Genomic DNA, 26477 nt, shown 5'->3' on the forward strand with positions numbered 1-26477 from the left:
CAGCCGGGCGGACAAGCTCCGCCTGGCTGACGCTCTCGGCGCAGTATCCGGACGTCCATCAGTGGAGAGCTGGGCGTTTGTCTGTCGATACCCCCGCATGATTCCGATCAGCAACCAATATGTGGCAGGCGCCGTCAGCACTACGAGGACAAGGACCAAATCCTTGTCCTCTTTTTTTCGTGCGTTCAAGACATGCCAATGCGACGCCACGGATTGGCTGGTGCAGTCTGACCGACGCCTGGCTTGCTCCAGTCACACACGCCGGTGGGGAAAGCGCGTTTGATACGCACCAGGTCGGCTTCATCGGGCTGAACCCGATAATCAGCCGGATCAACGGGTTTCAGCTGGCACTTCAGAATATCGCCAACCAGCGGTGCCCCCGCCACGTAGTGCGGCCCGGCTGGCGTCGGGTAACGTGCGGCGCACGCCCCTTGATCCAGGTGCACCGTGCCTGTCGTGGCGGTGGCGATCTTGTCGCGTGTCATGCAGGTGTCCTGCAATCTTGCAGGACGATGGCGCGCGGCCTTGTCGAAGGCAGACCCTTTGCCCGGATCGTTGACGATGGCCGTCAGCCAATGATCCATCTCGGTCAGCGCGCGGCGCAACAAGGGGCTGTCGCTGGAGTACAGCCCATAGCGGTTGTCCTCGACAAACATCACGTGGTTCGGTGCCTTGCCGTGCTGCGCAATCAGGCGTTCACGCAGCGCAAACGAGTGATAACGCAGGTGCAGATCCCCTTCGGGCTGGTCATCCGCGTAAGCACGATAGTCGATGGTGGGCGTGGCACCCAGCATGCCCCGCCCCACCACCAGCCCATTGCGATACGAGGCGTTGATGGCTTCCACATCGCCCACGCTGCGCTCGGCAATCGGCACGCCGTCGCGGTTGTAGCCGCCGATCTTGGTGTTCAGATCAAGGAACTGATCGAGCGAGATCACCCCATCGTTGAGCGCCTTCAGGCCGTATTGCACCCCCACGTTGTCCAGCGGACGCAGCGCAAACCCACTGGTGGGATCACGCCCGACCAGGTTGACCAAGTGGGAAAACACATCCGAGCGCAATCCCTTGGGATTTTTCTGCGGATCGAACAGCGCGTCGCGCGGCAACACCGAAGGCACAAACCCCGACACCGCGATGCGCTTCACGCCCTGCTGAAAATCGGCGTTATTCAACACTTTTTCGGTGACGACCCCCGCCACCGCACGCTGCGCCTCGGGCGAGAACACCAGCGCATCGGGTTTGGCGAAATAGCGCCGCAGCAGGTTCATGTCTGCCAGCATCGGAATGGTGGACGCCAACAATTCCGGGAAGCTGCAACCCGGAATGATGCCGTCGAGCAATCCCGGATAGTTATCGGCAATCTGGTGTTGCTGGTAAGAGCCGCCCGAACAGCCCCAGCCGATTGTGAACAATGGCGGGCCAAAGGTGCGCACGAACTGCTCTTTGACCATGGCCATGGTTTCGGCAGCCAGGATCTCGTTGCAGTTGTTCCCGAACACGTTCAGCGACGACGACGCAATGGCGTAGCCCTGGCGGATCAGATCGCTGTTGAGCACGTCTCCCACTGACGAACCCTGGCGGTTCCATCCGCCATTGCACCCGCCACCAAACGCGTAGATCAACCGGTTGTTCCAGCCTGCCCAGGTGGTGGTCGGGTCAACAGGGCGATCAGAAAATGGGTCATGCAGCGCGGCAATCTGATAGATCGCCCGATTGATGGTGCCGGTTTCCAGGCGCAGGATGTATCTGACCTGCTTGCCGCCGATGTTCAGGTGCGCCACATCTGCTGGCGGCTTGGCAAGATTGCCAATGTTGCCAAGGGGTACCAGGCCCGATGCATCGCCATCAGTCTGATGATAGAAATAATCGACACGCGTCTGGATCGAACAGTTTGCATCCAGCGGCTCGCCCAGGAAAGTGCCGCCCGGCAGCGTGAAACTCGTGGTCTGGCAAACATATGGCGCTTCATGCGGCCCGGAAAAAACCGGCCCGCTGATCGGGTGGTTGACCATGCCCACCGAGCCTACCTGCTTACCCCGGTAGTGCACCGCCAAAGACACTGCGCCAAGCTGCAATCCCTTGAGCCGCCCGACCAGACGCGCTTCATTGCCGCCACGGCCGGCGGCAAACCGCTGCGTGACATCTGTCGTGCCCAGATAAATGCGCAAGTCATCGGGGTCGATATCGCTGGGAACCGGGATACGGATCAGCACATCGCCGCCAGACACCATATCCGCGCGCGAGGACAACACTTCCGGCTGAATACGCAACGCATCTGGCGCGACCGGCGACGCGATTGGATCAGCGACCGGATCGGGAACGGGTAATGGAGTTTTGACTTGCGCCAGCGCGCAGCTTGTGGTCCAGCTCAGGCAACAGGCCAGCAGCCACTTTGCCCAGGGTCTGCTTGCATCACCGGGCGCAAGAGAAACCGGACGCGCCGCCATCAATGCGGCGTCGACTGCCGAGGAGCTTGGACAGGCTGCACCGGTGCGCTGCCAAGCGGGGTGGGACGCGAAGCAACCGGAGATACGGAAGCAGGCGTGGATGCCGACGCAGCCGCAGCACGGCGCGCCTTGCTGCGCGACTCAGACCAGGCTGCGACTGCGATCACGGCAAGAATAGCCAAAACATCAACTGTCAGGGATACCGGCCATGCGGGTTCGCCACCACTTACGCCGTAGGCGATAGCCTCGGCACCCAGCGAAATCACCGCTGCACCAATGAAACAGTTCAGCCCGTTGCGCCCGATCATGGCGATCAGGCTCATGCGCTGGGCCACGCCTTGCAGACGCCCCCCACGGCAAACGCTATACACCAACCAGGCAACGGACATGAAGCTCAGCACCCTCAAGGTAGCGGCATTCGCCTTGGAGATCGGATAGAACGTGTCTTCCACCCACTGCGGCACGATCGCAGCATGCCATGCGGGATTGCCCCACAACATAGCGCAAAACGCGCCGAAAGCGGCGAAGCAGCACGCAGCAATGGTAATACGGCGACGTGCGCGATCCGACAAGTCTTCAGGTAATTGCGGGCGCAGACCGATCGACATGCCCAGCACGAAGAGCAGTTGCCATGCGAAGGGATTGAAGGTCCAGTTGCTGTTCGGTTGGGCGCTAGGCAGCATCGCACCCAAGGTCGGCGCGGCCAGCCACACCGTGAGGCTCAGCGCGAGCAATGCCACACCCGACTTGCGGCCAATGCGGATAAGCAAGGGCGTCAACAGCGCAAACAAGGCGTACATCGGCAAGATGTCAGACAGGAAAGGCTGGCGCTGGAGCGTGAAGACCTGGAACAGGAAAGACCACGGTGCAGCCACAAATGCCTCGACCTCGGTCGGGCCCAACGACGGAATATCGATGTGGCTGGCACGCAGAATCAAGCCGCACACGACCATGAGTGCCGCGGTGATCAGGAAAGCCACGTAGATTTCCCAGGCACGACGCAGAAAACGTTTGTCTGCGGTGGCAACCGAGCGGCGTCGCGCCAAGGCTGCATAAGACAGTGCGGTAACCAGGCCGGCCAGGAAGACGAAAACTTCGGCGGCGTCGGCAATTGCGTAGTTACGCAGCGTTATCTTGGCCAGTACGCTATTGGCGATATGGTCGACAACGATGAACAGGAGCACAAGGCCGCGGAAAAAATCCAGCTCAAGGAGCCGTGTAGGAGTTTTGGCATCCATGGTGACCTGCACAACCCATTGGGCGCGACTTTATTCGTGAATGTAAATTGACTATAGGTGCGCAGCCCGATTCCAGGCGCAAGCACCTGACGACCTAATGTAAACGGGCTGACATTTTGTGGGCGCAGGCCAAGCGGCCAGATTGCGCGGTTGTGCACCCCTATTGCGCTGCGCCAATGACAATCGGGCCGCATTGCGCGGCCCGATCAAGCTTTCTGCAGCGCGGTATCAGGCGTCAGGGACGCTTGCAGATTGCCTCACGCGGACCATCGCAATTGCGCGCAGCGTCAATGATTGCCGCAGCGACTTTGTCATTGTTGCCATCAAAGTGGTGGCCGCCCGGGAACTTCTTCAGCGCCATGCGGTTGACGTCGATCTTCGGGCACAAGCTGTCCTTGTCCTCTGCCCCATATACGCACTGCCCCAGGCCAATCGGGAAGCGATCGATTTCGGGCTGGATCGGCAAGCCCCCGCGGCTGGCAGATACCCAGTTGGTCAGCTTGAACTCGAAATCGGCACGCTTGCCCAGGCTCAGGAAAGTGGCTAAGGACACATGCTCAAGCGTGGCAGCAGGCAGACGGTTCACGATGAAGGGCAGCACATCGGCCCCTTGCGAGAACCCGACCAGCACCACACGACGCTTTTTCCACGCCGACAGGTAATAGCGAATCAGGCGATCAACGTCGGCAGCGGTGGATTCCGGTGTGCGTTTGCTCCAGAAGTAACGCAGGGAATCGAAGCCCAGCACCGGCACGCCATTGGCAGCCAGCGAAGCAGCCACTTCCTTGTCAATACTGGCCCAGCCACCATCGCCGCTGAGCAGAATCACCAGCATGTCGCTCTTGCCTGCGGTGGCGGGAATTTCGATGACCGGCAGATCCGCCACGGTAGCGGGCGGCATGGGGGTGTCGGGTGCGCGACCGGCGTTGACCTTCTGGTACAGCGCGGCAATCTGGGCCAAGGAAGCGGCATCCGGGGCCACGATCTTGTCCACGTTGGCCAACTGCGCACCCGGCACCTTGGCAATGAAGTCGCGTGCGGCTGCCTGTTTGCAGGCAGCGTCATCTTGCGGCGGCACGACTACCCAAGGCGACTGCAAGGGTGCCGGTTCGAACACCAGGCTCTTGCTGCCACGCGGCCGGTTGTTCGGTACATCCGGGCCTTCGTCATTGGTGCAAAGCGCCTTTTTCATCTGCAATTCCGGGCAGAAGCCCAGCGAGATGGTGCCCGCGAACAGTTTGGGCGATGCCTGCACCGACAAGGCATAGGCCAGGTTTGCACCGCGACCCGGCTGAGCCATGATCACCGGCTGGGTGTAACCCTGCAGCTTTTCATAGGCTTGAACCAGACGGCTCAGGTTCTCCAGGTCGCCGTCGGGAAACACGCACTTGCCGTCGTCGCCATCGAACTGCGAAAACACCTGTGCAGTATCGATACCCGCCACCAGCGCGCCTTGCGCAGCCAGGGTGTCGGCCAGTTGGCGATCGGCCGGCGTCCAGCCCTTGTCGCCCGAGAACAGCAGCGTGACGCCCTTGGGCGCACCTTCCGGTTTGATGATCTGAACATTCTTGAACCGGCCATGCGACAAGCTGTTGGCGGTCGGCGTATCTGCTGCCGAACCGATCACCGGATACAAGGCGGCAGTCGCCGTGGCAAGCACACACGCCGCGACCTGGCGGATACGCACAGTATTCATTCCGCTCATTTCGCGATTACTCCTTTCAAACCGCCGCCGATCAGCGCTGCCGTATCGGCCATCACAAACAAGGGCGCGAGCCCGCCAGGCGTTACCAGATAACGCGCTTCCCAGACCGGATCGAACTTGTCCTTGAAGCTGCGCAGACCACGGAAATTATAGAAACGCTCGCCGTACTGGAACATCAGTCGGCCAAAGCGGTGCCAACGGGGCGCAAGCTGGTGGCTGGTCATGCCCGACATCGGCGACATGCCCAGGCCGAAGCGTTGATATCCCAATCCCTTGAAATGCAGCATCAGCTTGGCAAACAGGAAGTCCATGGTGCCGGCGGGTGCGTCAGACGCCTGTCGCATCAAGTCGACCGTGACTTCGACACGCAACACTTCGGGCGACATCAGTGTGGCAAAAGCCACTGCGCGTCCGTGCTGGCGCACCAAGGCCACGGGCTGGCGCAAGATGTATTCGTCATCGAACGCCCCCAGCGAGAAGCTCTTTTCGCGTGCCTCGTGCTTGGCAAGCCAGGCGTTGGACACCGCGCGTAGCTCTTCCAGCACACCGGGCACATCGGGTTGCTCAATGATCTCGAAGCTCAGGCCCTCGCGTTCGCCACGGCTGACGCCATGACGCAGATTGGCGCGGCGTGGGCCTTGCAGCGAGAATTCGGGCAAGGACACGTAGGCATCTTCACCCAGCTTGTAGGCACGCAAGCCGGCATCCAGATACATCGGCAGGGTTTGCGGGCGAGCCTTGTAGAACGCCGCACGGCCACCGTGGGCGTCGGCCATCTCGATGAAGCGCCAGATCAGTTCGGGCCATTCACGTGCCTCGCCCACCGGGTCTGACAAGGCAATCCAGGACCGGCCCTGCTTGCCGTACATGATGAACGACTTGCCCGAGGCCGAGAACAGCAAGCTCTTGTCGCCCATCAAGGCCAGACATGCGTCAGCGGCAGGCTGCGCCCGGACCACGGCGGCCGCGCGCTGCAATTGTTCTTCGTCGGGTTCGGTAATGGTGCCCGAAGGCTGGCGGAACAACTGCCACAACCCCAGCGCCAAACTGAACATGGCCGCTGCCATCAGCGCCCGCATCGAGCGAGATGCATTGGCGTCAAAGGCGAACTGCCACCACATGCGATCGACGTAATCGACGTCGCGATAGGCAAAGAACAGAACCCAGGCGCAGGCTGCCAGCACACACGCCACCGCCACCAGCCAGCCCTTCTCGAAGGTCTGCGTGAACAACGAAGAACGGCGATAGAACTGCTTGCGCGACACGATCAGCAAGATGGTCAGGAAGCCGAGCATGCCAGCCTCGGTCACCGCAATGCCCTTGGGAACCGCCAACACGCCGGCCAGAATCGCCAGAACCAGGGTGCTCCACCAGGCAGCGTCCAGCCTGTGCACCAGGCCTCGCGCCACAAACAGCATGGCCACCCCGGCCACACTGCCGATCAAGTGCGCGGCTTCGACCAGGAACAGCGGCATCTGCAAAGCCAGCAGTTCGCTGGCGGCATCGTCACCGGTTGGCGTGACGCCCGACACCATCAGCATGATGCCGGACAGCGACGTGACGGCCGCCAGCAGGCCCGGCGTCAGGCGCACGGCGGCGCGTGCGACACGCGGCGCGGCCGAACTGCGACGCGCCTCGAAGCTGACCAGCATGACGGTGGCAACCAGCAGCGGCAGCAGGAAATAAATGCCGCGATACAGGATCAGCGCACCGGCGATCTCGTCGGCTGGCGCACGGCCCCCGCAGGCCAGCAGGATCACTGCCTCGAATACGCCCAGCCCGCCCGGTACGTGACTGATCACCCCCAGCGCCATGGCCAGGGCATAGAACGCCACGAAGGTAGGCAGATCCACCACATTGGCGGGCAGCAGGAACCACAGCGCTGCGGCGGCTGCGCTCAGGTCGGCGGCAGAAATAAGCAACTGGCGCACGGCCAGCCCCGGCAGCGGCAGGCGAACATGCCAACGCCCTGCGATCACCAGTTCACGACGCCACGAACACAGCCAGACAAAACCAGCCACCCCGAGGATGACCAGGATCGCCAGGCCACGGATCAGCGCGACCGGCATTTCCAGCATGGCGGCGGTTTCGCTCGCGCCCCACAGCAAGCCAACTGCCCCGAAGGCAGTCATGCCCAGCCCGAACGCGCCTGCATTGAACGCGATTGCCCGGGCAATCTTGCTGGGTTCGACCCCGGCAGCGGCGTACATGCGCATGCGCACCGTGCCGCCGGTGAGCACCCCCAGGCCAACCGTGTTGCCCAAGGCATACGCCACGAACGACGTCAGCAAGATGGTCGGTTTCTTTACCACCGCGCCTGCGTAATGCAGGCTGGAGGCGTCATAGCCAGTGAGAATCAGATAGCTCAGGGCCGTGAAGAACAGGGACAAGGCCAGGTCGGTGGGTGCCACCGCCATGGTGGCGGCCACCACCGAGGCATAGTCGACCTCGGCCAATACGGCATGCAGCGCATCGAAAACCAACGCGCCAAGCACGATGGCAATGATGGGTACCAGCCAGGGCTTGAGCGCATACCAGCGTGAGCGGGCTGGCGAAGCCAGCGCTTCGGCCGTTTTTGCGGCGATTTGGTCCGGCAGGTGTTCGTTTGTCATTCAGTCATTTCAAGCTGGCGTACTCAGGGCTGCCGCGTTGCGAGCGGCAGCATCAAGACTACCTGAGCACGGCACGCTAACCAAGCGCTCGCTTGCCGAGAAAGCGAGTGCAGGACAGCATGCGGTAACGATGGTAAATAAGAACGTTTTCAGGCGATCACCGTGCGGTCACGTCCTTGACGTTTTGCCGCATACAAGGCTTCGTCTACACGCTTCAACAGATGGTCGGGCGCTTCGTCGGGATCGTCGCCGCGCACAAGGCCAATCGACAGGCTGAGGCGGAAAGCATCCCCGTCGTCAGGCCCGGGCAAGGCGGAAACACGGGCGCGCAAGCGGGCAAGCGTGATCGTACTGGACTCGAGATCAGCCCCTGGAAGAATGATCAGGAATTCTTCGCCGCCCCAGCGACCGCATACGTCATCGGCGCGCAAGTTGTTGCGAAACAACTCTCCGAGCGCTGCCAACACCTTGTCACCTGCGTCGTGGCCATAGTTGTCGTTGATCGATTTGAAGTGGTCGATGTCAGCCATGGCCACACACACCGGCTCGCCGCCCTTGGCCAGCTTGCGCAAGTGGTCGCCAAGCAAACCCAGCATGAAGCGGCGGTTGGGCAACCCGGTTAACTCGTCGCGGCTGGACAACCACTGCAGGCGATCATTCACATCACGCAGCATGTGCTGGTACTGATCGCTGATACGAACGATCTTTTCCAGCTGCCGCAGCTTGCGCTGGTAGTTGACCGCGTAGCCCTGACCCCGCTCACGCTCGGCGTTCTGGTAGCGATCGGCAATATGCGAAATCCGATCGATCTGCCGCGACTGATCGAGATAACGCGTGTACAACTCTGCCAACGCGGCATGCAGGGGGTGCCCCTGATGCGCACCGTCGTCAAGCAGCGCGTTTATCTCTCGGGCGAGCGGATCATCGGATTTCATCATCAACGGTCTTGAGCAACGACCTCGAACGGGAAGGTGTAGTCCTCACGGAATTCTTCCGCCAGATTGGCCACCCCTTCGTTCTCGGGCTCGTAAAGCCACACAACACTTACGGCACGACCACCTTGATGCGCTGTTTCCAGCAAATCCAGGATATCGATCAGTGCACGGATGCTGCTGGTGTTCAGGTAAAGCAAGGTCAGCCGCAGGCTCAGCGGACGCTGGTCGGCGGCGAGATAGGCTTCGATCCAGTCGATGACCGGCTGGTAGAGTTCGAATGCATTCTCGGGGTAGGAATCCCCCGTCATTTCCAGCAGTCCGGATGCCCAGTCGGCCTTGACCGCGGGAATCGAGTCTGTACCGGCGACAGTGAGGTCGCGCATATTATTCCTCGTCAAATTGCTACGTGAAGACTGAAAAACGCCCGGCCAGCGTCAAGCGGCACCAGGGTGTATTTCAGCGGCTCGCGCGCCTTGCGCGCGAGATCAATCAATCCAAGGCCGGCACCCGTCTTGGCTCCCGGTTCGCGCGGCTGTCGCAGCTGCGTCTTGTAGGCAGCCTTAAGCGCCGCCGCATCCAGCAGGTTCAAGCCGTCCACGCGTGCAGCAAGTTCCTCGCCATCGGCCAGCTCCACCACGTTCCCGGCGCTGACCACGTAGCCGCCATCAGGACCATGCGACACCACCAGCGTAGCCTGTGCATCCGCACCCACCCACCCCTTGCGGCCGGTGTAGTGACGAATGTTCTGCGTAAGCTCGATGTAGGCCGAAAATACGTCACCGACCGCAGGGCGAGGTGCCGCCAGGCTTTCGAGGTGCAGGCGCAAGGCGTGCCCGATTTCTTCGATCAAGGTCGCTGAAAACGGCCCATTGAAGCAAAGCAGGATCTGCTGTTCGATGAAGACGTCGCGCAGCGACTGGACATCGATCCGCTTCATTTCATTCTCCATTAGATGCTCAGTCATACTCAATTACGCGGTTTGAAACGGAAGCTGAGCACGGTTATGTCGTCGCGCTGGACACGCGACCCCTGGTAGTCCGCCAATACCTGGGCGAACGCAGTGCGCTGTTCGGCCATCGGCAAGCGGGCCTGGGCAGTCAGCAGCTCGATGAAGCGCCGCCGACCGAAACCGAAACCCTTCTCTCCCCCCGCCTGGTCGAGATAACCATCGGTGGTGAGATAGTACGTGGAGCCGGGGTCAAGCGGCTGCACCTGATTCTCGAAACTTGGTGTCTTTCTGTCTGCAATACTTGCACGCGTTCCGGTCAATTCCTGGGCCGTCTCGCCATCACTGGAATACAAGGACAGACGCGCACCCGCAAAGGTCAGCGTGCCGGCGTGCAAATCGACCGCACACAGCGCGGCGTCCATGCTGGTGGCAATGCCGCGCATGGATTCGTCGTGCAGCATCATGGTGCGCACCACGTCGTCCATACGGGTCAAGACACGCGCCGGGTCATCCAACCCGATTTCGCTGACCGCGATATCAAAGGCGGTTCGCCCGATCATGGTCATCAGCGCCCCCGGCACCCCGTGGCCTGCGCAATCCACCACGCCCAGCAGGCACCTGCCCTCGCCTGCCCGGAACACGAAGAAGTCACCGCCGACCTCGTCGCGTGGCATCCACAGCAGGAAATGATCCTCACCGACCGATTCGGCCAGATGCTTGTGCGGCAGAATGCCCCGCTGAATCATGCTGGCGTAACGCAGGCTGTCCTGAATCGCGCCGTGGGCAGTCGTCACCTCGCGGTTGGCATTGGCCAGATCGCGGGTGCGCTCTTCGATACGGTGTTCAAGCTGCTGGGTGTGGCTGAGGATTTCCCCCGCCATGTGGCTGAAGGCCCGCGTGAGGTCGCCCAGCTCGTCGTCGCGTGAAGACGCCAGCAAAACCTGATAATTGCCGCCCGACATCTGGGCAACCGAGCGATGCAGGCGCGCGAGCGGATTGAGAATCGCCCGATCGATGGCGAATGTAAGCAGGATTGCCAAGGCCACCATGCCCGCCAATACGCAGATCGATAAGGTCAGCAGCAGTTTTTCATCAAGCACTGCTGCAGTACGCAAGTCCACGGCACCGATCACATACCAATCAAGTTCCGGCAGATAGGTGATGCCGGCAAGCTGCGGGCGGCCCTGCAACTGCAAGGCCACGGTCTGCACCTCTTCGCCACCATTGGCGCGCAATACAGTGAATGCCGCGTTCAAGCCATCCACGTCGCGCGCATCCACCTGGCGATAAATCGTTTTCTCGGACGCCGCCTTCGATACCGAGGCGTACTCGATCAGGCTGCGGTCGGGGTGGGCCTGGATCACACCATTGCCATTGACAATGATGTTGGTCACCCCCGCCTGGGTGGTGCTGACGAAGTCGGTCAGGAAACGGCTCAGGTCGATGCCGCTGCTGATCAGTCCGATGAAGCTGCCGTCAGCGCGCACCGGAACGTTGATCCAGACCTTGGCGACCTTGAGCTTTTCATCGACGTTGACGTTGAGCGAGTAATCCTGGGACGTGGCATTGGCAGCGGCGTCGCGGGTGGCAAAGTACCAGGCGTCACCGGCCTCGCCCGCTTTCAAGGTGTAGCTGGGTTGCGCCGGGTCGCGCTTGCCATCGTGCACGTAATAGTGCAGCGAGCGGTCCACCATGACGAAGTAGCTCTGGTCGGGAAACACACGACGGAAGCGCTCTGCGTCGGCCAGCAACGCTGCAAGACGCTCGGGATTGTCTTCGTCCTGCAGCCAGGCGCGCATGGCGGCCAATTCTGCAAAGCGTTGCGCCACCGCGACTTCGCGCGACAACACCGTGCTGAGCTTCTGCTTTTGCAGCAAGGCGTGCGCACGTGCAAATTCGGCACCAAACTGGCCGCGTATCGAATCGACAGCGTATAAGCCAGCCCCCAGTGCCGCCAGCAGCAGGACACCGAACAACGCCAACATGGTCAGCGCGGACTTCCATCTCAAGCTCAAAGCGCTATATCCCAAATGCCCGGAAACCCCGAGCCCTACATAAAACGCCCGCAGAACCAATGCGGGCGTCACACCTGTGAACTGCGCCTGACCGGACGCTGCTCGACGGTAGCAAACCGTCTATGTTCGCAAAAGTCAGCGAAAAAGGCGACAAGCAAATTGGGGACTGATCGACTTTTCCACAGTTGCTGTGGATAAGTCTGGGGATCGTGCACTAGCAACCTGAGAATTTTGAGCAACGATGCGGTTTTGGAGGTGGTGCCGCGCATACGAGCACGGGGCATGCAGCTTGCTGAAAAAACCACCACAACCTGACAGGAGATTGACATGGACCACGATAAAAAGCCCGATCCCGACCGTAGCCCCTTGCCGCCCACAACCGCGCGTACGCTGAACAATCGGCCAGATGATGCCAATCGTGCAGGTGCTGGCACCACTTTTCCGCCGGGCGTAGACCCGGAAGATGCGCGTGACCCTGGACGAATGACGCCGGAATCGACCAAGGTCGATAACCGGTCCTGAGCGAATCCAGACGGATTCCTGGGCGTGAAAGTTGCTCTAGTGCTGCACCCAGGTGAGCCATCATGTCTCACCGGCCTACCCGACCGGAGCATCAATGCCATGAATTCGTCCACCCATACGCACTGCGATCCGCGTGCGTCTTCGTCAGCTGCTGGTTCAGCAGCCAGACACGCGCAGTTGAAATCCTCCAGCCGAGGTCTTCGCCCCACGCTGATAGCCAGCAGCCTGGTTGCACTCGGCGCACTCGCTGCGTGCAGCACGCCTTCCGACCGCCCGTCGCCCCTTGCGAACGCGGTATCCAATACTTCGGCTGCACTGCGTGCCGACGATGACATGAAAACGGTGCTGGACACCTTCGCGTCGTTGAACCCCAAGGCAATCGAGAAAATCTCGGTGGAAGAGGCACGTGCTCAACCTACCTTTGCTGATGCAGTGAAAGGTACGGTGCTGGCACAGGGCCGCGACGCCACGCCAACCGCATTGGTGCCGGGGGTGAGCACCCGTGACGGCACTATTCCCAGCCCTGCCGGACGCTTGCCGGTGCGGGTATACACACCGCAAGGCCAAGGCCCCTTCCCCGTCATCGTCTATTTCCACGGTGGCGGCTGGGTACTGGCTGACCGCGAGGTCTATGACGGTGGCGCGCGCGGTTTGGCCAAACAAGCGAACGCGGTGGTCTTGTCGGTCGACTATCGGCGCGCACCGGAAGCCAAATTCCCTGCTGCCTGGGATGACGCGCTGGCCAGTTATCGCTGGGCCGTGAATAACGCGCGCGCCATCAACGGCGACGGACGCCTGGCTTTGGCCGGTGAAAGCGCGGGCGGCAACCTGGCGATGGCTACGGCAATTGCTGCGCGTGACGCAGGCATGGTGCAGCCCAAGCATGTGCTGGCGGTATATCCGGTTGCCCAGACCGGTAGCCTGAACACCCCGTCATACATTGAAAATGCAGCAGCCAAACCGCTCAATCGCCCGATGATCGAGTGGTTCCTGGACAAGCTGTTGCGCACGCCGGCAGACAAGCAGGACACCCGACTGGACTTGGTGAACGCCGATCTGCGTGGCTTGCCACCGGTCACCATCATCAATGCCCGTCTCGATCCTTTGCGCAGCGACGGTGCAATGCTGGAAGACGCGCTGAAAAAAGCGGGCGTGTCGGTCGAACGAAAGGACTATGCGGGCGTGACCCACGAGTTCTTCGGCGGTGCGGCTGTGTTGCAGAAGGCGCGTGAGGCGCAGGCGTATGCAGGTCAACGCCTGATGCAGTCGTTCGGACAGTAATTCGGACAGCAAGGCGCTGCTGATGGAAAGTCTCCCGCAGCAGTGAAAAGACGAGGCACCGGCACACGCATGTTCCGGTGCCTCGTGCATTTCATCATTGGATAGACATCGTCAGAACTTGCTGCGCAAGGTCAACATGGCACTGCGCGGCTCGCCATAGCGATAACCGTACTCGTCGTTGTAATAGCGCTTGTCGAAGACGTTGTTCACGTTAAGCGCCAACGAGGTGTCCTGGCTGATGCGATACCGCAGCTGGGCATCCCACACCACCCGGCCCGGCTGCTGGCGCAGGATGCTGTCGTAGTCATTTCCGCTGGTCTTGCTCTGCGCAGACACGCCGCCGCCTACCGTCCAATTGTTTGCCACCCCTGGCAAGTTGTAGCTGACGTAGGCGCGGGCGATGTGGCGTGGCACCACGGCGAAAGCCTGGCCTTCACGCGCAGTGGGTTGCCCATAGGCATCGCGGTCACGCACGTATTGCGCATCGGTATAGGTGTAGCTGGCCGATGCCTGCAACCCGCTCGCCAATTCGCCGGCAACTTCCAGTTCCAGGCCACGGCTTCGCACCTTGCCGCCGTTCACATAACAAAGTCCGGTTGTCGACAGGCCCGGGCAGCCCCCGGTCGGGTATCGCGGGTCGACCGCGTAGCGACCGGTCTGGTTGATCTGGAAAATCGCCGCCGATGTTGTCATGCGACCGCCGAACAATTCGCCTTTGACACCCATTTCGTAATTGCTGCCCAAAGCCGGGTCCAGTGCAGACCCGCTCGCCGTCATGTAAGAACTTTGCGGCTGAAAGATGTCGCTGTAGCTTGCGTAGGCAGACCATTGCGGGTTCAGTGCATAGACCAGGCCGGCGAAGGGCGTCACTTCGCGTGTCTGCTTGCTGGCGCTCAGTCGCACGCCCGCCGCATTGTCGAAGTTGGATTCGTACCAGCTCACACGGCCGCCCAAGGTCAATTTCAGGGGATCGGCAAGATGCAGCACCGCATTGCCGTACACGCCCCGATTGATCGTCGTGAAGCGGTTCACCAGTGCGCGAGCGCCAAACCGGGGGGTTGCCAAGCGGGTCTGATGTGGATCGCTCAGGTCGAAGAACTGCCCGGGGTAGGTCACGGTTGCGGCCTCATAGTCCCGGGTTTCATCTGCCGACGAGGCTCCCACCCGAAGTTCGTGCTGGCGGCCCAGCAGCGTCACGCGGCCCTGTACGTTCAGATCGAACGAGGTGCGATCGAAGTCATAGCGTGAATCGTTGGCATACATGCTGGACGTGCCTGCCGTGAACCGCGTGCCCCGGACGATGTTGGTCTCGTGCACCTTGGCTTCTTGCGTATTAACCGAGAACGTTGCCTTCCAGTCGGCATTGAATTGATGTTTGATTTCCGCGAAGACCTCATCGGTACCGCTCTCGTACGCCGACCATGCGGGGCCGACCGAAAAGCTGCGTGGCAGATTCAGGTCGATGCCGTTGCGCGACACGGGCAAGCCGGCGAAGACGTAGACGCCCGTCTGGTCATATCGCTGATGCCGCACTCCGCCCATCACCGTGGTGTCGGGCGCAATGTCCGCTTCGAGCACGCCGTACACAAGCGGTGTCTTCGATGTCGCCCGGTCGTAGAAATAGTTTCGGTCCTCATAAGCGACGACTGCGCGGCCACGCAAGGTACCGGCATCATTCAAAGGCCCGGTCGCATCCAGCTCGCCCCGCTTGTAGCCCCAGGAACCGACGCGTGCGGTCAGTTCAAGCTGTTTTTCGGCCAAGGGTCGCTTGCGCACCATGTTGACGGCACCGGCCGGGTCGCCCGCGCCCAGTTGCAAGCCCGCCGCACCGCGCAGCACTTCCACGCGGTCGATGGTTGCCATGTCCGGAGCCTGCCCCAGAATGCCGCCGAAGGTGCCCGCGGTCTGCAGGCCGTCGACCAAGGCCGCCGCGCTGAGCGAGAAACCGCGGATGGAATACCCGCTTTGCCCGCTGTTCAGAAAAATTCGGCTGACGCCAGGCGTCTTCATGACCACATCGTCGTAGCGATCCAGGTTCTGGTCGCTCAGGCGTTGGCGAGTCACTACTGCAACCGATTGCGGCGTGTCCTTCAGCGACTGCGCCATGCCGGTGATGGTGGCGGCACGCGCCGCATAGGAACCCGTGCCCTCGGACGTGGCGTCGCGCTCTACTTCTGCAATGATCGTCACGGTCTTGAGCGTGGTGTTCTGCGGCCCTGCGGCTCTCACAATGACGGCACTGCCTTCCACACTGGCACTCAGGCCAGTGCCGGCCAGCAGGCGGTCGAGTGCCTGCATGGGCGTGAAGCTGCCCGACACCGCCGGTGCTGTCTTTCCGGCCACCAGCGCCTGTTGCACGATGAGTTGGATGCGCGTCTGCCGTGCCCAGTCGTTCAGGGCTTCGGCCAGCGGCTGCGTCCTCAGACTGATCGTGACAGGCGTGTCGTTGAACGCGCCGACGCCTTGTGCATGGGCGGCCAGCGCACTGACGGCAAGTGCAAGGGCCAAGGCCAGGGGGGCCGGCTGCAGGGGGTGGCGACGCATGAGCTTCCTCTAAATGGTGAATAAAAATGCTTCCCACTCAGGTAGACGCATCAGTTCGCCGAACTACGGTAATACGCGGCAAGTTTTTTTCGGCAGCCCCGGCAACGCCCTTTTCTGCCGCCCTGCCTCTTATCTGGCCGAGACGATTTCCACCGTGTCGCCACGCGTTTGCAGCTTGACCGGCAGTGCGCTGGGCAGCACCCGGCGCAGCGTTTGCGCATCGCGCGGATCGAAGGTGCCGCTCAGGCGCAATGCACCCACTGCCGGGTCGCGTATCGACAAGCCGGTACTGCCGTAGCGCCCCAATTCGGCCAGGGCGTCCGACAACGGCGTGTCCACGAAACTGATGCGGTTGTCGCGCCAAGGGGCCACCCCTTCGCTGGACACCGAAGACACCGCCCCCAGCGCGCCCTGCGAATCACCCGACACCTGCTGGCCTGCCACCAGCAACACACTGCCAGGCGTATCGGACAAGGCCGCATCGGCGGTGTCCGTGCGGCGCGCCACGCGCACGCGCCCAGCCTCGACCGCCACGCGCACGCCATTGGCACCCGGCTGCTGCGGCGTATGGCGAACCGAAAAGCGGGTGCCGACCACCGCCACGTCCAGCGGCCCGGCCGACACCACGAAGGGCTGCGCGGCATTGGCCTGGACCGTGAACATGGCCTGGCCTTCGGCCAGCAGTACCTCGCGGCGATGCCGGTAGTAGCGCACCGTCAGTTGCGTGGCAGTGTCCAGCCGCAGCTGGCTGCCATCGGGCAGACGCAGCTCGATCTGTTGACCCTGGCGGGTGGCGAAGGCTTCGGTGTACACCGGCTGGGCCATCCAGTGGTTCCAGGCCAGCGGTCCCGTGGTCGCAAGTACGGCGAGCACAGCGGCGGTCGCGAATGCCGGCATCAGGAAACGGCGACGCGAGGGGGCCTCGATGGGTGTCTTGATCCGCGTGCGTTGCGTGGCTTTTTCCTGTTCAAGCCGCAGGCGCAGCGCGGCAACGGCATCTGCAGGGATCGCATCCAGCGCACGTGACTTGGCTTCCCACTGGGTGTAGGCGCGCGCATGTGTATCGTCTGCCGCAAGCCAGACCTGAAACCCACGTTCGTCCTCGTCGCGCCAGCTTTCGCCTTGGCGACGGACATACCAGTCCAGCACCTCCTGGCGCAGACCAGGCGCGGCGGGCGTGAAGGGCTGCGGCGCATTCATGGGCGAAAAACTTCCATCTTCTTGAGTAGACGCACGAGCAGCCTGGAACCCGGTATCGCAGCGCGAAAACAGGCCAACCCGGCAATGCCCACAAGGCGGCTGGCAACATGGCATGTCATGACCGGGACCGTCCTCGGCGTATTGGCGCAGGGGCATCGTCAGGCCGCCCTTCGAGCTGGTCAAAACACTGCCAGCACGCGTCCATCGCGATTTGCAGCTGCATTTCCACGGTGCGCACGGAAATACCCATGCGCGACGCGATCTCGGCATACGACAGGCCGTCGAACTTGAACAGGATAAAGGCTTCGCGGCACCGTGGCGGCAGTTGGTCGATGGTTGCCAGGACTGAAGCCAGCCCCTCGCGCGAGGCAAGGATTTGCTCTGGCTGCAGAGATGCCGACCCGGCAATGGCGTCGAGGTCAAAGGCTTCGTCAGCAGCGGTATCGAGCACTTCGCCACGCACATCGGCCCGGCGGTGCTGGTCAACCACCAGATTGCGCGCAGTGCGATACAGCAAGGCACGCGGATCGTGGATTTTCTGTCCCCGCTGCTCGGCCGCCAGCACCCGGGCGTAGCTTTCCTGTGCCAAGTCGGCCGCCGTGTGGCGGTCACGGACGGCCCGGAACAGGAAATTCAGCAGTTCTCGGTAATAACGGGCAACCACGGATCGGGCAAGGCCAGGAAAGATGACGAGGTCCGTCAGCAAACCGGCCCCTGTGACGACAAGGCCCGAGCTGGATAAGCGCTTCTGAACGGGAATGAATCTCATTCTACCGAAATTGCAGCACAAGTTGAACACTTCCCGGCATCAAACCCTGAGTCATAGCAGCCAAGCTGCGTGCCATATGCCTGGACAGCTGCCTGTCGGTGATATTGCCAAGCGCCCTTCAAACGCTACATAATTGATATTCATTCTCATCTAAATGCTTGGCGCGTTGGCTGCCAGCAGTGTCACCCATGCCCAGGCAACCCGCTCCATCTGCTTTGCAAGCGCTTTATTGCGATCACCACGGGTGGCTGCACGGATGGTTGCGGCAGCGACTGGGCAACGCATCCGACGCTGCCGACTTGGCGCATGACACCTTCGTGCGCATACTTGGGCGGGATCAACACGCCGCCATCCGGGAACCACGCGCATACCTGGCAACCATCGCAAACGGTCTGGTGGTCAGTCATTGGCGCAGACGCGAACTGGAACAGGCCTGGCTCGACACCTTGGCCGTGCATCCGCAAGCCGTGCTGCCATCGGCGGAAGATCGCGCGATCATCCTGGAAACGCTTGAGCAGATCGCGCGCATGCTCGATGGCCTGCCCGCACGTTGCCGGGAAATATTCCTGCTGTCCCAGATCGACGGCCTGACCTACCCGCAGATTTCCGCCCAACTTGGCGTCAGTGTGAATGTGGTGCAGAAGGCCATGACACGCGCCGTGGGCCATTGCTTCCAGATTCTGCTGCGCGACGACTGAACATCGCATGAGCCGATCATCTCAGGCAAGCCCGGCAGGCTACACAGACCAGAGCCAAACCCGAATCGAACCGCTCCCGCCAGCCGTTCGCGAACAAGCTATCTCCTGGTATGTGAAGCTGGCATCAGGCATGCAGTCCGTAGAAGACGAAGCCGCGTTCACGCGCTGGCATCACGCCCACACCGACCACGCTCGCGCCTGGTCACAACTGCAGAAAATGGGCGGCCGGCTGCGACATGGTGCGGAACTGCTCACCCCGTCGATTGCACATGGTGCCTTGCAGAAAGCAGCCCATGCCGGCGGCAGACGCCGGGCACTCAAGACCCTGGTCTGCCTGGGTATGGGTGGCACCGCGCTGTATCTGGTGCAAGAACAACTGCCTTGGCGTGCGTCCTTGTCCAGCCTGCTGGCCGATGTCAGCACCGCCACGGGCGAGCAGCGCACCGTGACTTTGGACGACGGCACGCAGGTGGCGCTGAACACCGCCAGTGCCATCGATGTGCGCTTCGACGCGCAGCAGCGCCGCATTATTCTGCATGCAGGCGAAGTGCTGCTGACCACGGGTGCCGACCCGGCGGGACGGCCGCTGGTGGTCGTCACCGCAGAAGGCACGCTGACCCCGATCGGCACCAAATTCCTGGTTCGCCACGAAGCCGTTCCGGGCTTGCATGCCTATACGAAGCTGGCCGTGGTGGAAGGCGCGGTCGAAGTCAGACCGCATGGCCAGCAAGGACAGCCCGTCATCGTCCGGGCTGGGCAGCAACTGCAATTCACGCGCGACAGCATTGCACCGTCGACCCCGCTGGACGAAAACAGTCTGGCCTGGGTCGATGGCATGTTCGTCGCAGCCAGCATGCGGCTGGATCACTTCCTGGCCGAGCTTGGCCATTACCGACCAGGCGTGCTGCGCTGGACGCCGGAAGTGGCTGGCCTGCGGATCACCGGCACGTGGCCGCTGCACGGTGCCGACGCCACGGACCTGATCCTTGATTCGATAGCGCGACGCCTGCCCGTGAAGGTGACCCGGTCGACAAAGTACTGGGTTCAGGTTTCTCTGCGCTGATGGCACGAACAGGTACGGAGCCCCTTGGATCTTCGCGCTTACAAATTCGTCGGCAGTTTTTTGTGTCTCGTGCGGCCTACCTATCAAGAAGCATCGATAGGGTCCTGACGGTTCCATGGTGCTTGAACATGATGACCCGCCTTCGCACAGGAATTTATGGCTGCCCCTTTCCACACATCTCAACACCTGCCCTCCCCGGCCACGCTTGCGCGCGCTCGGTCTACGCAAATGCTGAAACCCCTGGCCCACGCGCTGCTGTGGCTATCGGCTGGCATGACAACAGGGGTGCCGTTCCTGAGCGCGCAGGCGCAGACCGCCACCAGGCTTGAAGCCAGCCACGATTTCAAGCTTGCAGGCGATTCGCTCGATCAGGTCTTGGGCAATCTGGGGCGTCAGTCGGGAGCGGTGATTTCTGTCGATGCATCACTTACGGCAGGCATGCGAAGCCAAGGCTTGGCCGGACGCTACACCACCATGCAAGCGCTTCAGCGTGTGTTGACGGGTACCGGCCTGGAGCCAGTCAGGGATACCGTCGGCGAATACACCTTGCGCAGGCAGACTCCATCCGTAGGTGCCACCAGCACCACCACCTTGCACGAAGTCAGCGTGGTGGGCACGCGTCAGAACCCCAGCGCCTTGCCGGAAGCATACGCAGGCGGGATGACCGCACGCGGCGCACGCGCTGGCGTGCTGGGCAATCAGGACGTGATGGACATCCCGTTCAGCATGACCAGCTACACCGAGAGTTTCATTCGTGGCCGCAGCGCCAAGACCATCGCAGACACCGTGGCCTTCGATCCCTCGGTCATGGTGAGTCAGACCGGGGGCATGGTCGATTCCTACTCGATACGCGGCTTCCCGATAGCGGAAGGCAACGTGGGGGAAATCGCGTTCAACGGCGTCTACGGGATTGCGCCCAATTACCGCGCCTTCACGCCTTACATCGAACGCGTCGAAGTGCTCAAGGGAGCCACTGGCCTGCTGTACGGCGTCTCGCCCGATGGCGGCGTGGGCGGCGTCATCAACGTGGTTCCCAAGCGGGCCACGGACCAACCCATTACACGCCTGAGCACCAGTTTTGAAGAACGCTCAGTCGGTGGGCTGCAGCTTGACGTCGGTCGTCGATTCGGCGAGCAGCAGGAATGGGGTGTTCGCGTCAACGGTAGCCACGAGCAAGGCAAAACCGCCGTGGATAACCAGCGCCGCGAGATTTCCGTCGGCGCACTGGGTCTGGACTATCGCGGTGACAAGCTGTCGGTCAGCCTGGACCTGATAAATCAATACGAAGATTGGGATGCTCCGTCGCGCGTCTTTTCAATAGGCACCGGCATGGCAGTGCCTGACGCCCCCAACGGACGCAGCAACCCGGCCCAGACCTGGGGATGGTCCACGTTGAAAGACCGGTCGGCGCTTGTGGACCTTGAATATCGTGTGAACGACCAAGTAACCGTATTCGGCAACCTGGGCCACGGGTATTCCAAGGTCGACCGTCTGTTCGATCAGCAAATGGTGTTTTCCAACAGTGCCGGTGATTTCACCAGCACGCCGCGCTACGGCATCTTCGAGGTCAAACGCGACACGGCATCGGCCGGGGCGCGACTGGGGTTCACCACGGGCGCTATCCGACATCGGGCCACCATCCAAGCCACCACGCTGGACGTCACCAACTACCAGAACAGCACCGATGGCCGCCGGTTCTCGTCCAACCTGTATGCCCCGCTGCGCTTGCCTGCACAAGATGTTGCCGCCCCCGGTTCAGTGCCGCGCGTGGCGAAGTCTCAGCTCGATAGCCTGGCGCTGTCAGACACCTTGTCGATCCTGAACGACCGGGTGCAGATCATTGCGGGTGCCCGGTACGTGCAGATCGACGCGGACAACTGGGACCGGATCACCGGCGCGCGCACCAGCACCTATCAGGACAAGGCGTGGACCCCGGCGCTGGGCGCGATCTATCGCACCACGTCGTCCACCATGCTGTATGCCAGCTACATCGAAGGCTTGTCGCGGGGCGATGTGGCCCCGCAGACCGCGCGCAATGCCGGCGAGATGCTGTCTCCGTACAAGTCCAAGCAGTACGAACTGGGATTCAAGGCGGATTTCGATTCCGTCATGGCCACCGCCAGCCTGTTCCAGATCGTCAAGCCCAGCGCTTTCATCGAAAACGGGGTGTTCGGACAAAGCGGCGAGCAACGTAACCGTGGCCTGGAATTGGGCTTGCAGGGCGAAGCCACCAAGGGCGTGCGCCTGCACGGCGGCATTACCTGGCTGAATGCCGAACTGACCCAGACCGCAGACCCCGCCTTGCGTGGCAATCAGCCGGTGGGCGTGCCTCGCTGGCACACCACACTGGGGGCCGAATGGGATCTTCCGTGGGTGCCGGGCGTCACCCTGACCTCGGGCCTGATCTATTCCGGCAAGCAATACGTCAACCAGCAGAACAGCGCCAGCCTGTCCTCGTGGACCCGGGTCGATGTCGGTGCACGCTACGCAACGAACATCCACGGCAACGATGTGACCTTTCAGCTGGATCTGAAAAACGCCTTCGATCAGGCGTATTGGTCTGGTGTGTCGCAATGGGGTGCCTTTGCGCTTGGCTCACCCCGCACGCTCAGCCTGTCGGCCAGCGTGGCGTTCTGACATTTGCTGGCAAGCCGCCTGGCGGAAACCAAGGTCGCGTTGACGCTGGTTTCCGCCGTGACACTCAGGCTTTGAAACGTCCCACCAGGCTTTGCAGTTGCTCGGACAACTGCGCCAGTTCCTGCGAATCGCGGTGGGCGGAATGTGCAAGCGTTTCGACCAACTGCGCATCGTTCTGAATCTGCGCAATGTGCCCGTTGATGTATTCCGCGACTTTGTGCTGCTCTTCCGCCGCCGTGGCGATCTGACTGTTCTGGTCGCGGATGTTGTCCACCGTTTCGCGAATCTGCTCGAAGCTCTGGTTCGCCAGACTGATGCGCTCGACGCTGGACTGCGACATCGTCAGGCTGCTTTCCATCTGACGTGTCACTTCCTTGGTGCGCCGCGCCAGGCCGCCCAGCAGGCCGTCGATTTCACCGGTGGACGTAGCAGCACGCTGAGCCAGCGCACGCACTTCGTCGGCCACCACCGCAAAACCACGTCCTTGTTCACCCGCGCGCGCTGCCTCAATCGCCGCGTTGAGCGCCAGCAAATTGGTCTGTTCCGCAATCGAACGGATGGTGCCGAGAATCGTGTTGATGTTCTGGCTGTCCTTTTCCAGCGCCTGCAACGCCAGTGCGGACTGCTTCAGGTTCTCGCTCAAGCGCGTCACGCTGTCGCTGGCATCTTCGATCTGGGCCTGTCCGGCGTGTGCCTGGCGTTGACCGGCATCGGCGGAGCTTGCCGCCTCGCCACAGGAACGGGCTACTTCGTTGGCGGTGGTGACCATCTCGTGGAAAGCGGTCGACACCATTTCCACCGCACCACGCTGACGTTCGGCCATGTCGTTCATGTCTTGCGCCACGCGCGTCGACCCCTCAGAGGTCACGCGCAAGGCCGCCGACGATTCAACGATGCGTTGAACCAGCTGACGAATCGTGCCCAGGAACTGATTGAACCAGCCGGCGAGCACGGCCGTTTCATCCTTGCCCTGCACCGCAAGGTTGCGCCGAAGGTCACCTTCGCCTTGTGCGATATCTTCCAGACCATTCGTGACACTGCGAATCGGGTTGACGATCAGCTTTGCAAACACGGTGCCCAGGACAGCAAACACGGCTGCCAACACCAGCACGATCAATCCGATCTGCCATGCCAGTGCATTGGCCTTGGCCATGACTTCACTGTGTTCGATCAGGCCGATGAAACGCAGGCCCAGGCTTGGCGAGGCCCAAGCATTCGCCATGTAACGCTTGCCATCGATGACCACTTCGAGCAGACCGTTTGCGTTCGCCATCTTGGCGTAATCACCGCCCAGATCGGCCAGCGACTTGAAGTTATGCGCGGCGTTGCCGGGGTCGACCAGCACGTTGCCATTGCTTTCAGCCAGGATCAGGTAACCGCTCTGGCCGATCTTGATCTGCTTGACCAGGTCGGTCAGTTGCTTGAGCGATACGTCCAGTCCCACCACGCCAGCAAGATTGCCCTGCGCGTCGTTGACGGTTCGCACCGTGCCAACCAGCACCGCGTCATCACGCGCCCAGTAATAGGCGGCGGTGCGAAGCGTTTTACCTGGTGCCGCCACTGCGGTCTTGTACCAGGGGCGCACACGCGGGTCGTAAGCCTTGAGACTCGCGTCACGCGGCCAGCTGGAATAACCGCCATCGACCCGCCCGTATGACAGGTATGCCGTCGTGGGGTGCGACTTGGCAAAACGCTCGAAGATCGTTTCCAGCGTTTTATTGGTTTCCGGCAGGGGAATGCTGGCGGCATCTTCAGACGAATAGTTCTTCAGGGTCGGTGCCGCGACGATTTCGGGCAGGCTTGCCACGTATTCGACGGTCTCGTTGATGCCCTTGAAGAACATGCTCATGGCATTGTCGATCTGGCGGATCTCGCGGCTGCTGCCGTCGAGGAAGTCCGCCTCGGCCTGCGCACGCTGGTTGTAGATGATCACGGCAGCCACCAGCAGGATGGGTACGCACGCAATCGTGGCAAACGCCCAGGTCAGCTTCTGCTTGATATTCACTTGTGGGCTCTAGGATGAAGGTGGTCCGCGACAAGGCATATGCTTATCGCCAGGAAGGTAATCAGGTTATCGGCAGTCCAGATAGCAGCTTGAGGGCTGGCGCGATGGAAGGTGCGCGTGAGCGTGCGCCGGGATCTGCGGCAGGCAGATCGGCAGTTGACATACGTTGCGTATGTCTTTGGAGTGCGTGTAATGAACGCGTGCGTCAGGCAACTGCCTTTGCGTATCGGTTCAAGCCCCGCACCGTGGGTGCAAGGCTTGAAACCGACATCTATCTTTCAACCGATCTGGTGCTCCACAACCCAGTGGATCACCAGATCAACACCGATCAGACACCCAGTTCAGAGACGAACTTGGTGACCAGATAGGCGTCCAGGCCTTCGGTGCCGCCTTCGCTGCCGTGGCCGCTGTCCTTCACGCCACCGAAAGGCGTCTCGGGCAAGGCAATGCCGGAATGGTTGATCGACACCATGCCGCTTTCCAGCTCGTTACTGATGTCGATGCTGGTCTTCAGCGAACGGGTGAACACGTAGGATGCCAAGCCGAAAGGCAAGGCATTGGCGCGTTCCACCACTTCGTCGAAGCTGTTGAAGCGATACAGCGACGAGATCGGGCCGAAGGGCTCCTCATAAGCCACCAGCGCATCATCCGGCACGTCGACCAGGGTCGTCGGCGCGAAGAAGTAACCGGCGCGATCCAGCTTGCCACCACCCGACAGGGCACGTGCGCCACGGCTGACCGCATCGTCCACCAGGCGCGTCATGGCTTCCACGCGTTGCGACTTCACCAGCGGGCCCATTTGTGTGCCCTGCTCGCCACCGGCACCCACCACCAGCGAACGCACCTTGGCGGCGTAGGCTTCGGCGAACTTGTCATGAATGTCGTTGTGCACGTAGAAGCGCGACGGCGACACGCAGACCTGACCGGCGTTGCGGTGCTTCATGGCAACCGCGGTGTTCACTGCGGCATCGACATCGGCGTCGGCGAAGACGATCAGCGGGGCGTGGCCGCCGAGTTCCATGGTCGAACGCTTCATGTGCAGGCCGGCCAGCGAGGCCAGTTGCTTGCCCACCGGCACCGAGCCGGTGAACGAGATCTTGCGGATGATCGGCGACGGGATCAGGTGGTTCGACACCTCGGCCGGGTTGCCGTAGACCAGGTTCAGCACGCCCTTGGGCAGGCCGGCGTCGGCAAAGCAGCGCACCAGTTCGATGCAGGATGCCGGGGTATCTTCCGGTCCCTTGATGATGATCGAGCAACCGGCTGCAATCGCACCGGCGATCTTGCGCACGGCTTGGTTGACCGGGAAGTTCCAGGGCGTGAACGCGGCCACCGGGCCGATGGCTTCGCGAATGACCGAAGCACGCACCGAGTTGCCACGCGCCGGGATCACCCGGCCGTAGGCACGGCGGGCTTCTTCGGCATACCACTCGATGTGGTCCGGCGCAGCCTTGGCTTCCATCAGGGCTTCAGCCAGCGGCTTGCCCTGTTCCTTGGTGATCAGGCCGGCGATCAGCTCGGCACGTTCACGGGCGAAGGCGGCAGCGCGGCGCAGAGCCCAATAACGGTCGTGGGCCTGGGTGCGTTTCCACACACGGAAACCGCGTTGTGCGGCGGCCAGTGCGGCATCCAGCTCGCTGATACCGGCCAGGGGCAGTTCGCCAAGCACCGTTTCATCAGCAGGGTTGTAGACCTTGAGCGTTCCGCCCGAGGCCTGGAACACCCATTCACCGTCGATGTACAAACCCAGCTTCGCGTAGTTCTGCTTGTCGTCAGACATTGTGAAAATCCCGTTGGTTGAGGCTGCAACCCTGCCTTGATGCCAAGCGGCGCTGGCAGAGCGCGCACGTCTGCCAT

Annotated in this window: 18 protein-coding genes; 5 read left to right on the plus strand and 13 right to left on the minus strand. The window is 61.8% G+C overall.

Features of this window, described 5'->3' with window-relative positions:
* Window positions 1–185 precede the first annotated feature (185 nt).
* From FXN63_RS17725 to siaA, 8 genes are all read right to left on the minus strand, one after another.
* Window positions 186–2270 carry a DUF6351 family protein gene (locus FXN63_RS17725; RefSeq protein WP_148816520.1) on the minus strand — a complete coding sequence of 695 codons (2085 nt, stop codon included), beginning with the start codon at window positions 2268–2270 and terminating at the stop codon, window positions 186–188.
* Window positions 2271–2446: 176 nt separating this feature from the next.
* Window positions 2447–3685 (minus strand): OpgC domain-containing protein, encoded by a 1239-nt coding sequence (locus tag FXN63_RS17730; protein ID WP_148816521.1) that lies wholly within the window; start codon window positions 3683–3685, stop codon window positions 2447–2449.
* Window positions 3686–3920: 235 nt separating this feature from the next.
* Entirely contained in the window at window positions 3921–5390 is a 1470-nt protein-coding gene (locus FXN63_RS17735) for an AcvB/VirJ family lysyl-phosphatidylglycerol hydrolase (protein ID WP_148816522.1), read from the minus strand.
* Window positions 5387–8002, minus strand: a complete 2616-nt coding sequence (gene mprF, locus FXN63_RS17740) for a bifunctional lysylphosphatidylglycerol flippase/synthetase MprF (RefSeq protein ID WP_148816523.1) — start codon at window positions 8000–8002, stop codon at window positions 5387–5389. The genes FXN63_RS17735 and mprF overlap by 4 nt, the downstream gene beginning before the upstream one ends.
* Window positions 8003–8151: 149 nt before the next feature.
* Window positions 8152–8940 carry a biofilm regulation diguanylate cyclase SiaD gene (siaD, locus tag FXN63_RS17745; protein ID WP_222863935.1) on the minus strand — a complete coding sequence of 263 codons (789 nt, stop codon included), beginning with the start codon at window positions 8938–8940 and terminating at the stop codon, window positions 8152–8154.
* On the minus strand, window positions 8940–9320 hold the full coding sequence (gene siaC / locus FXN63_RS17750) for a biofilm regulation phosphoprotein SiaC (protein WP_148816524.1): 381 nt from the start codon (window positions 9318–9320) through the stop codon (window positions 8940–8942). Before siaC ends, siaD begins: the two co-directional genes overlap by 1 nt.
* A gap of 11 nt (window positions 9321–9331) precedes the next feature.
* Window positions 9332–9874, minus strand: a complete 543-nt coding sequence (gene siaB, locus FXN63_RS17755) for a biofilm regulation protein kinase SiaB (protein ID WP_148816525.1) — start codon at window positions 9872–9874, stop codon at window positions 9332–9334.
* A 29-nt stretch (window positions 9875–9903) separates the two neighbouring features.
* Window positions 9904–11901 (minus strand): biofilm regulation protein phosphatase SiaA, encoded by a 1998-nt coding sequence (gene siaA / locus FXN63_RS17760; RefSeq protein WP_148816526.1) that lies wholly within the window; start codon window positions 11899–11901, stop codon window positions 9904–9906.
* A 327-nt stretch (window positions 11902–12228) separates the two neighbouring features.
* On the opposite strand from siaA, the gene FXN63_RS17765 reads away from it, so the two are divergent.
* Together FXN63_RS17765 and FXN63_RS17770 are read left to right on the plus strand one after the other, a co-directional pair.
* Complete coding sequence (locus FXN63_RS17765; protein WP_148816527.1) at window positions 12229–12423, plus strand: hypothetical protein; 195 nt, start codon at window positions 12229–12231, stop codon at window positions 12421–12423.
* Between the two features lie 99 nt (window positions 12424–12522).
* Window positions 12523–13704 carry an alpha/beta hydrolase gene (locus FXN63_RS17770; protein ID WP_148816528.1) on the plus strand — a complete coding sequence of 394 codons (1182 nt, stop codon included), beginning with the start codon at window positions 12523–12525 and terminating at the stop codon, window positions 13702–13704.
* A 111-nt stretch (window positions 13705–13815) separates the two neighbouring features.
* On the opposite strand, the gene FXN63_RS17775 is transcribed toward FXN63_RS17770, so the two are convergent.
* From FXN63_RS17775 to FXN63_RS17785, 3 genes are all read right to left on the minus strand, one after another.
* Window positions 13816–16248 carry a TonB-dependent siderophore receptor gene (locus tag FXN63_RS17775; RefSeq protein WP_148816529.1) on the minus strand — a complete coding sequence of 811 codons (2433 nt, stop codon included), beginning with the start codon at window positions 16246–16248 and terminating at the stop codon, window positions 13816–13818.
* A 129-nt stretch (window positions 16249–16377) separates the two neighbouring features.
* Window positions 16378–17448 (minus strand): FecR family protein, encoded by a 1071-nt coding sequence (locus FXN63_RS17780; protein ID WP_148816530.1) that lies wholly within the window; start codon window positions 17446–17448, stop codon window positions 16378–16380.
* A 115-nt stretch (window positions 17449–17563) separates the two neighbouring features.
* Complete coding sequence (locus FXN63_RS17785; RefSeq protein ID WP_342791178.1) at window positions 17564–18217, minus strand: RNA polymerase sigma factor; 654 nt, start codon at window positions 18215–18217, stop codon at window positions 17564–17566.
* 188 nt (window positions 18218–18405) lie between these two features.
* Between FXN63_RS17785 and FXN63_RS17790 the strand changes: the two genes are divergently transcribed.
* From FXN63_RS17790 to FXN63_RS17800, 3 genes are all read left to right on the plus strand, one after another.
* The gene (locus FXN63_RS17790; protein ID WP_148816531.1) at window positions 18406–18915 is read left to right on the plus strand and encodes a sigma-70 family RNA polymerase sigma factor; all 510 of its coding nucleotides are present in this window, start codon (window positions 18406–18408) and stop codon (window positions 18913–18915) included.
* A gap of 7 nt (window positions 18916–18922) precedes the next feature.
* Entirely contained in the window at window positions 18923–19978 is a 1056-nt protein-coding gene (locus FXN63_RS17795) for a FecR domain-containing protein (RefSeq protein ID WP_148816532.1), read from the plus strand.
* 228 nt (window positions 19979–20206) lie between these two features.
* Window positions 20207–22615: a TonB-dependent receptor gene (locus FXN63_RS17800; protein WP_187394939.1), complete on the plus strand. Its 2409-nt coding sequence runs from the start codon at window positions 20207–20209 to the stop codon at window positions 22613–22615.
* A 64-nt stretch (window positions 22616–22679) separates the two neighbouring features.
* Here the strand turns inward: FXN63_RS17800 and FXN63_RS17805 are convergent, their stop codons facing one another.
* Together FXN63_RS17805 and FXN63_RS17810 are read right to left on the minus strand one after the other, a co-directional pair.
* Entirely contained in the window at window positions 22680–24620 is a 1941-nt protein-coding gene (locus tag FXN63_RS17805) for a methyl-accepting chemotaxis protein (RefSeq protein ID WP_148816533.1), read from the minus strand.
* A 328-nt stretch (window positions 24621–24948) separates the two neighbouring features.
* A complete protein-coding gene (locus tag FXN63_RS17810; RefSeq protein WP_148816534.1) occupies window positions 24949–26400 on the minus strand; it encodes an NAD-dependent succinate-semialdehyde dehydrogenase in 1452 nt (483 codons plus the stop codon).
* Window positions 26401–26477: the final 77 nt, after the last annotated feature.

Source organism: Pigmentiphaga aceris, assembly GCF_008119665.1.
In the GTDB taxonomy this organism is placed as follows: Bacteria; Pseudomonadota; Gammaproteobacteria; order Burkholderiales; family Burkholderiaceae_B; genus Pigmentiphaga; species Pigmentiphaga aceris.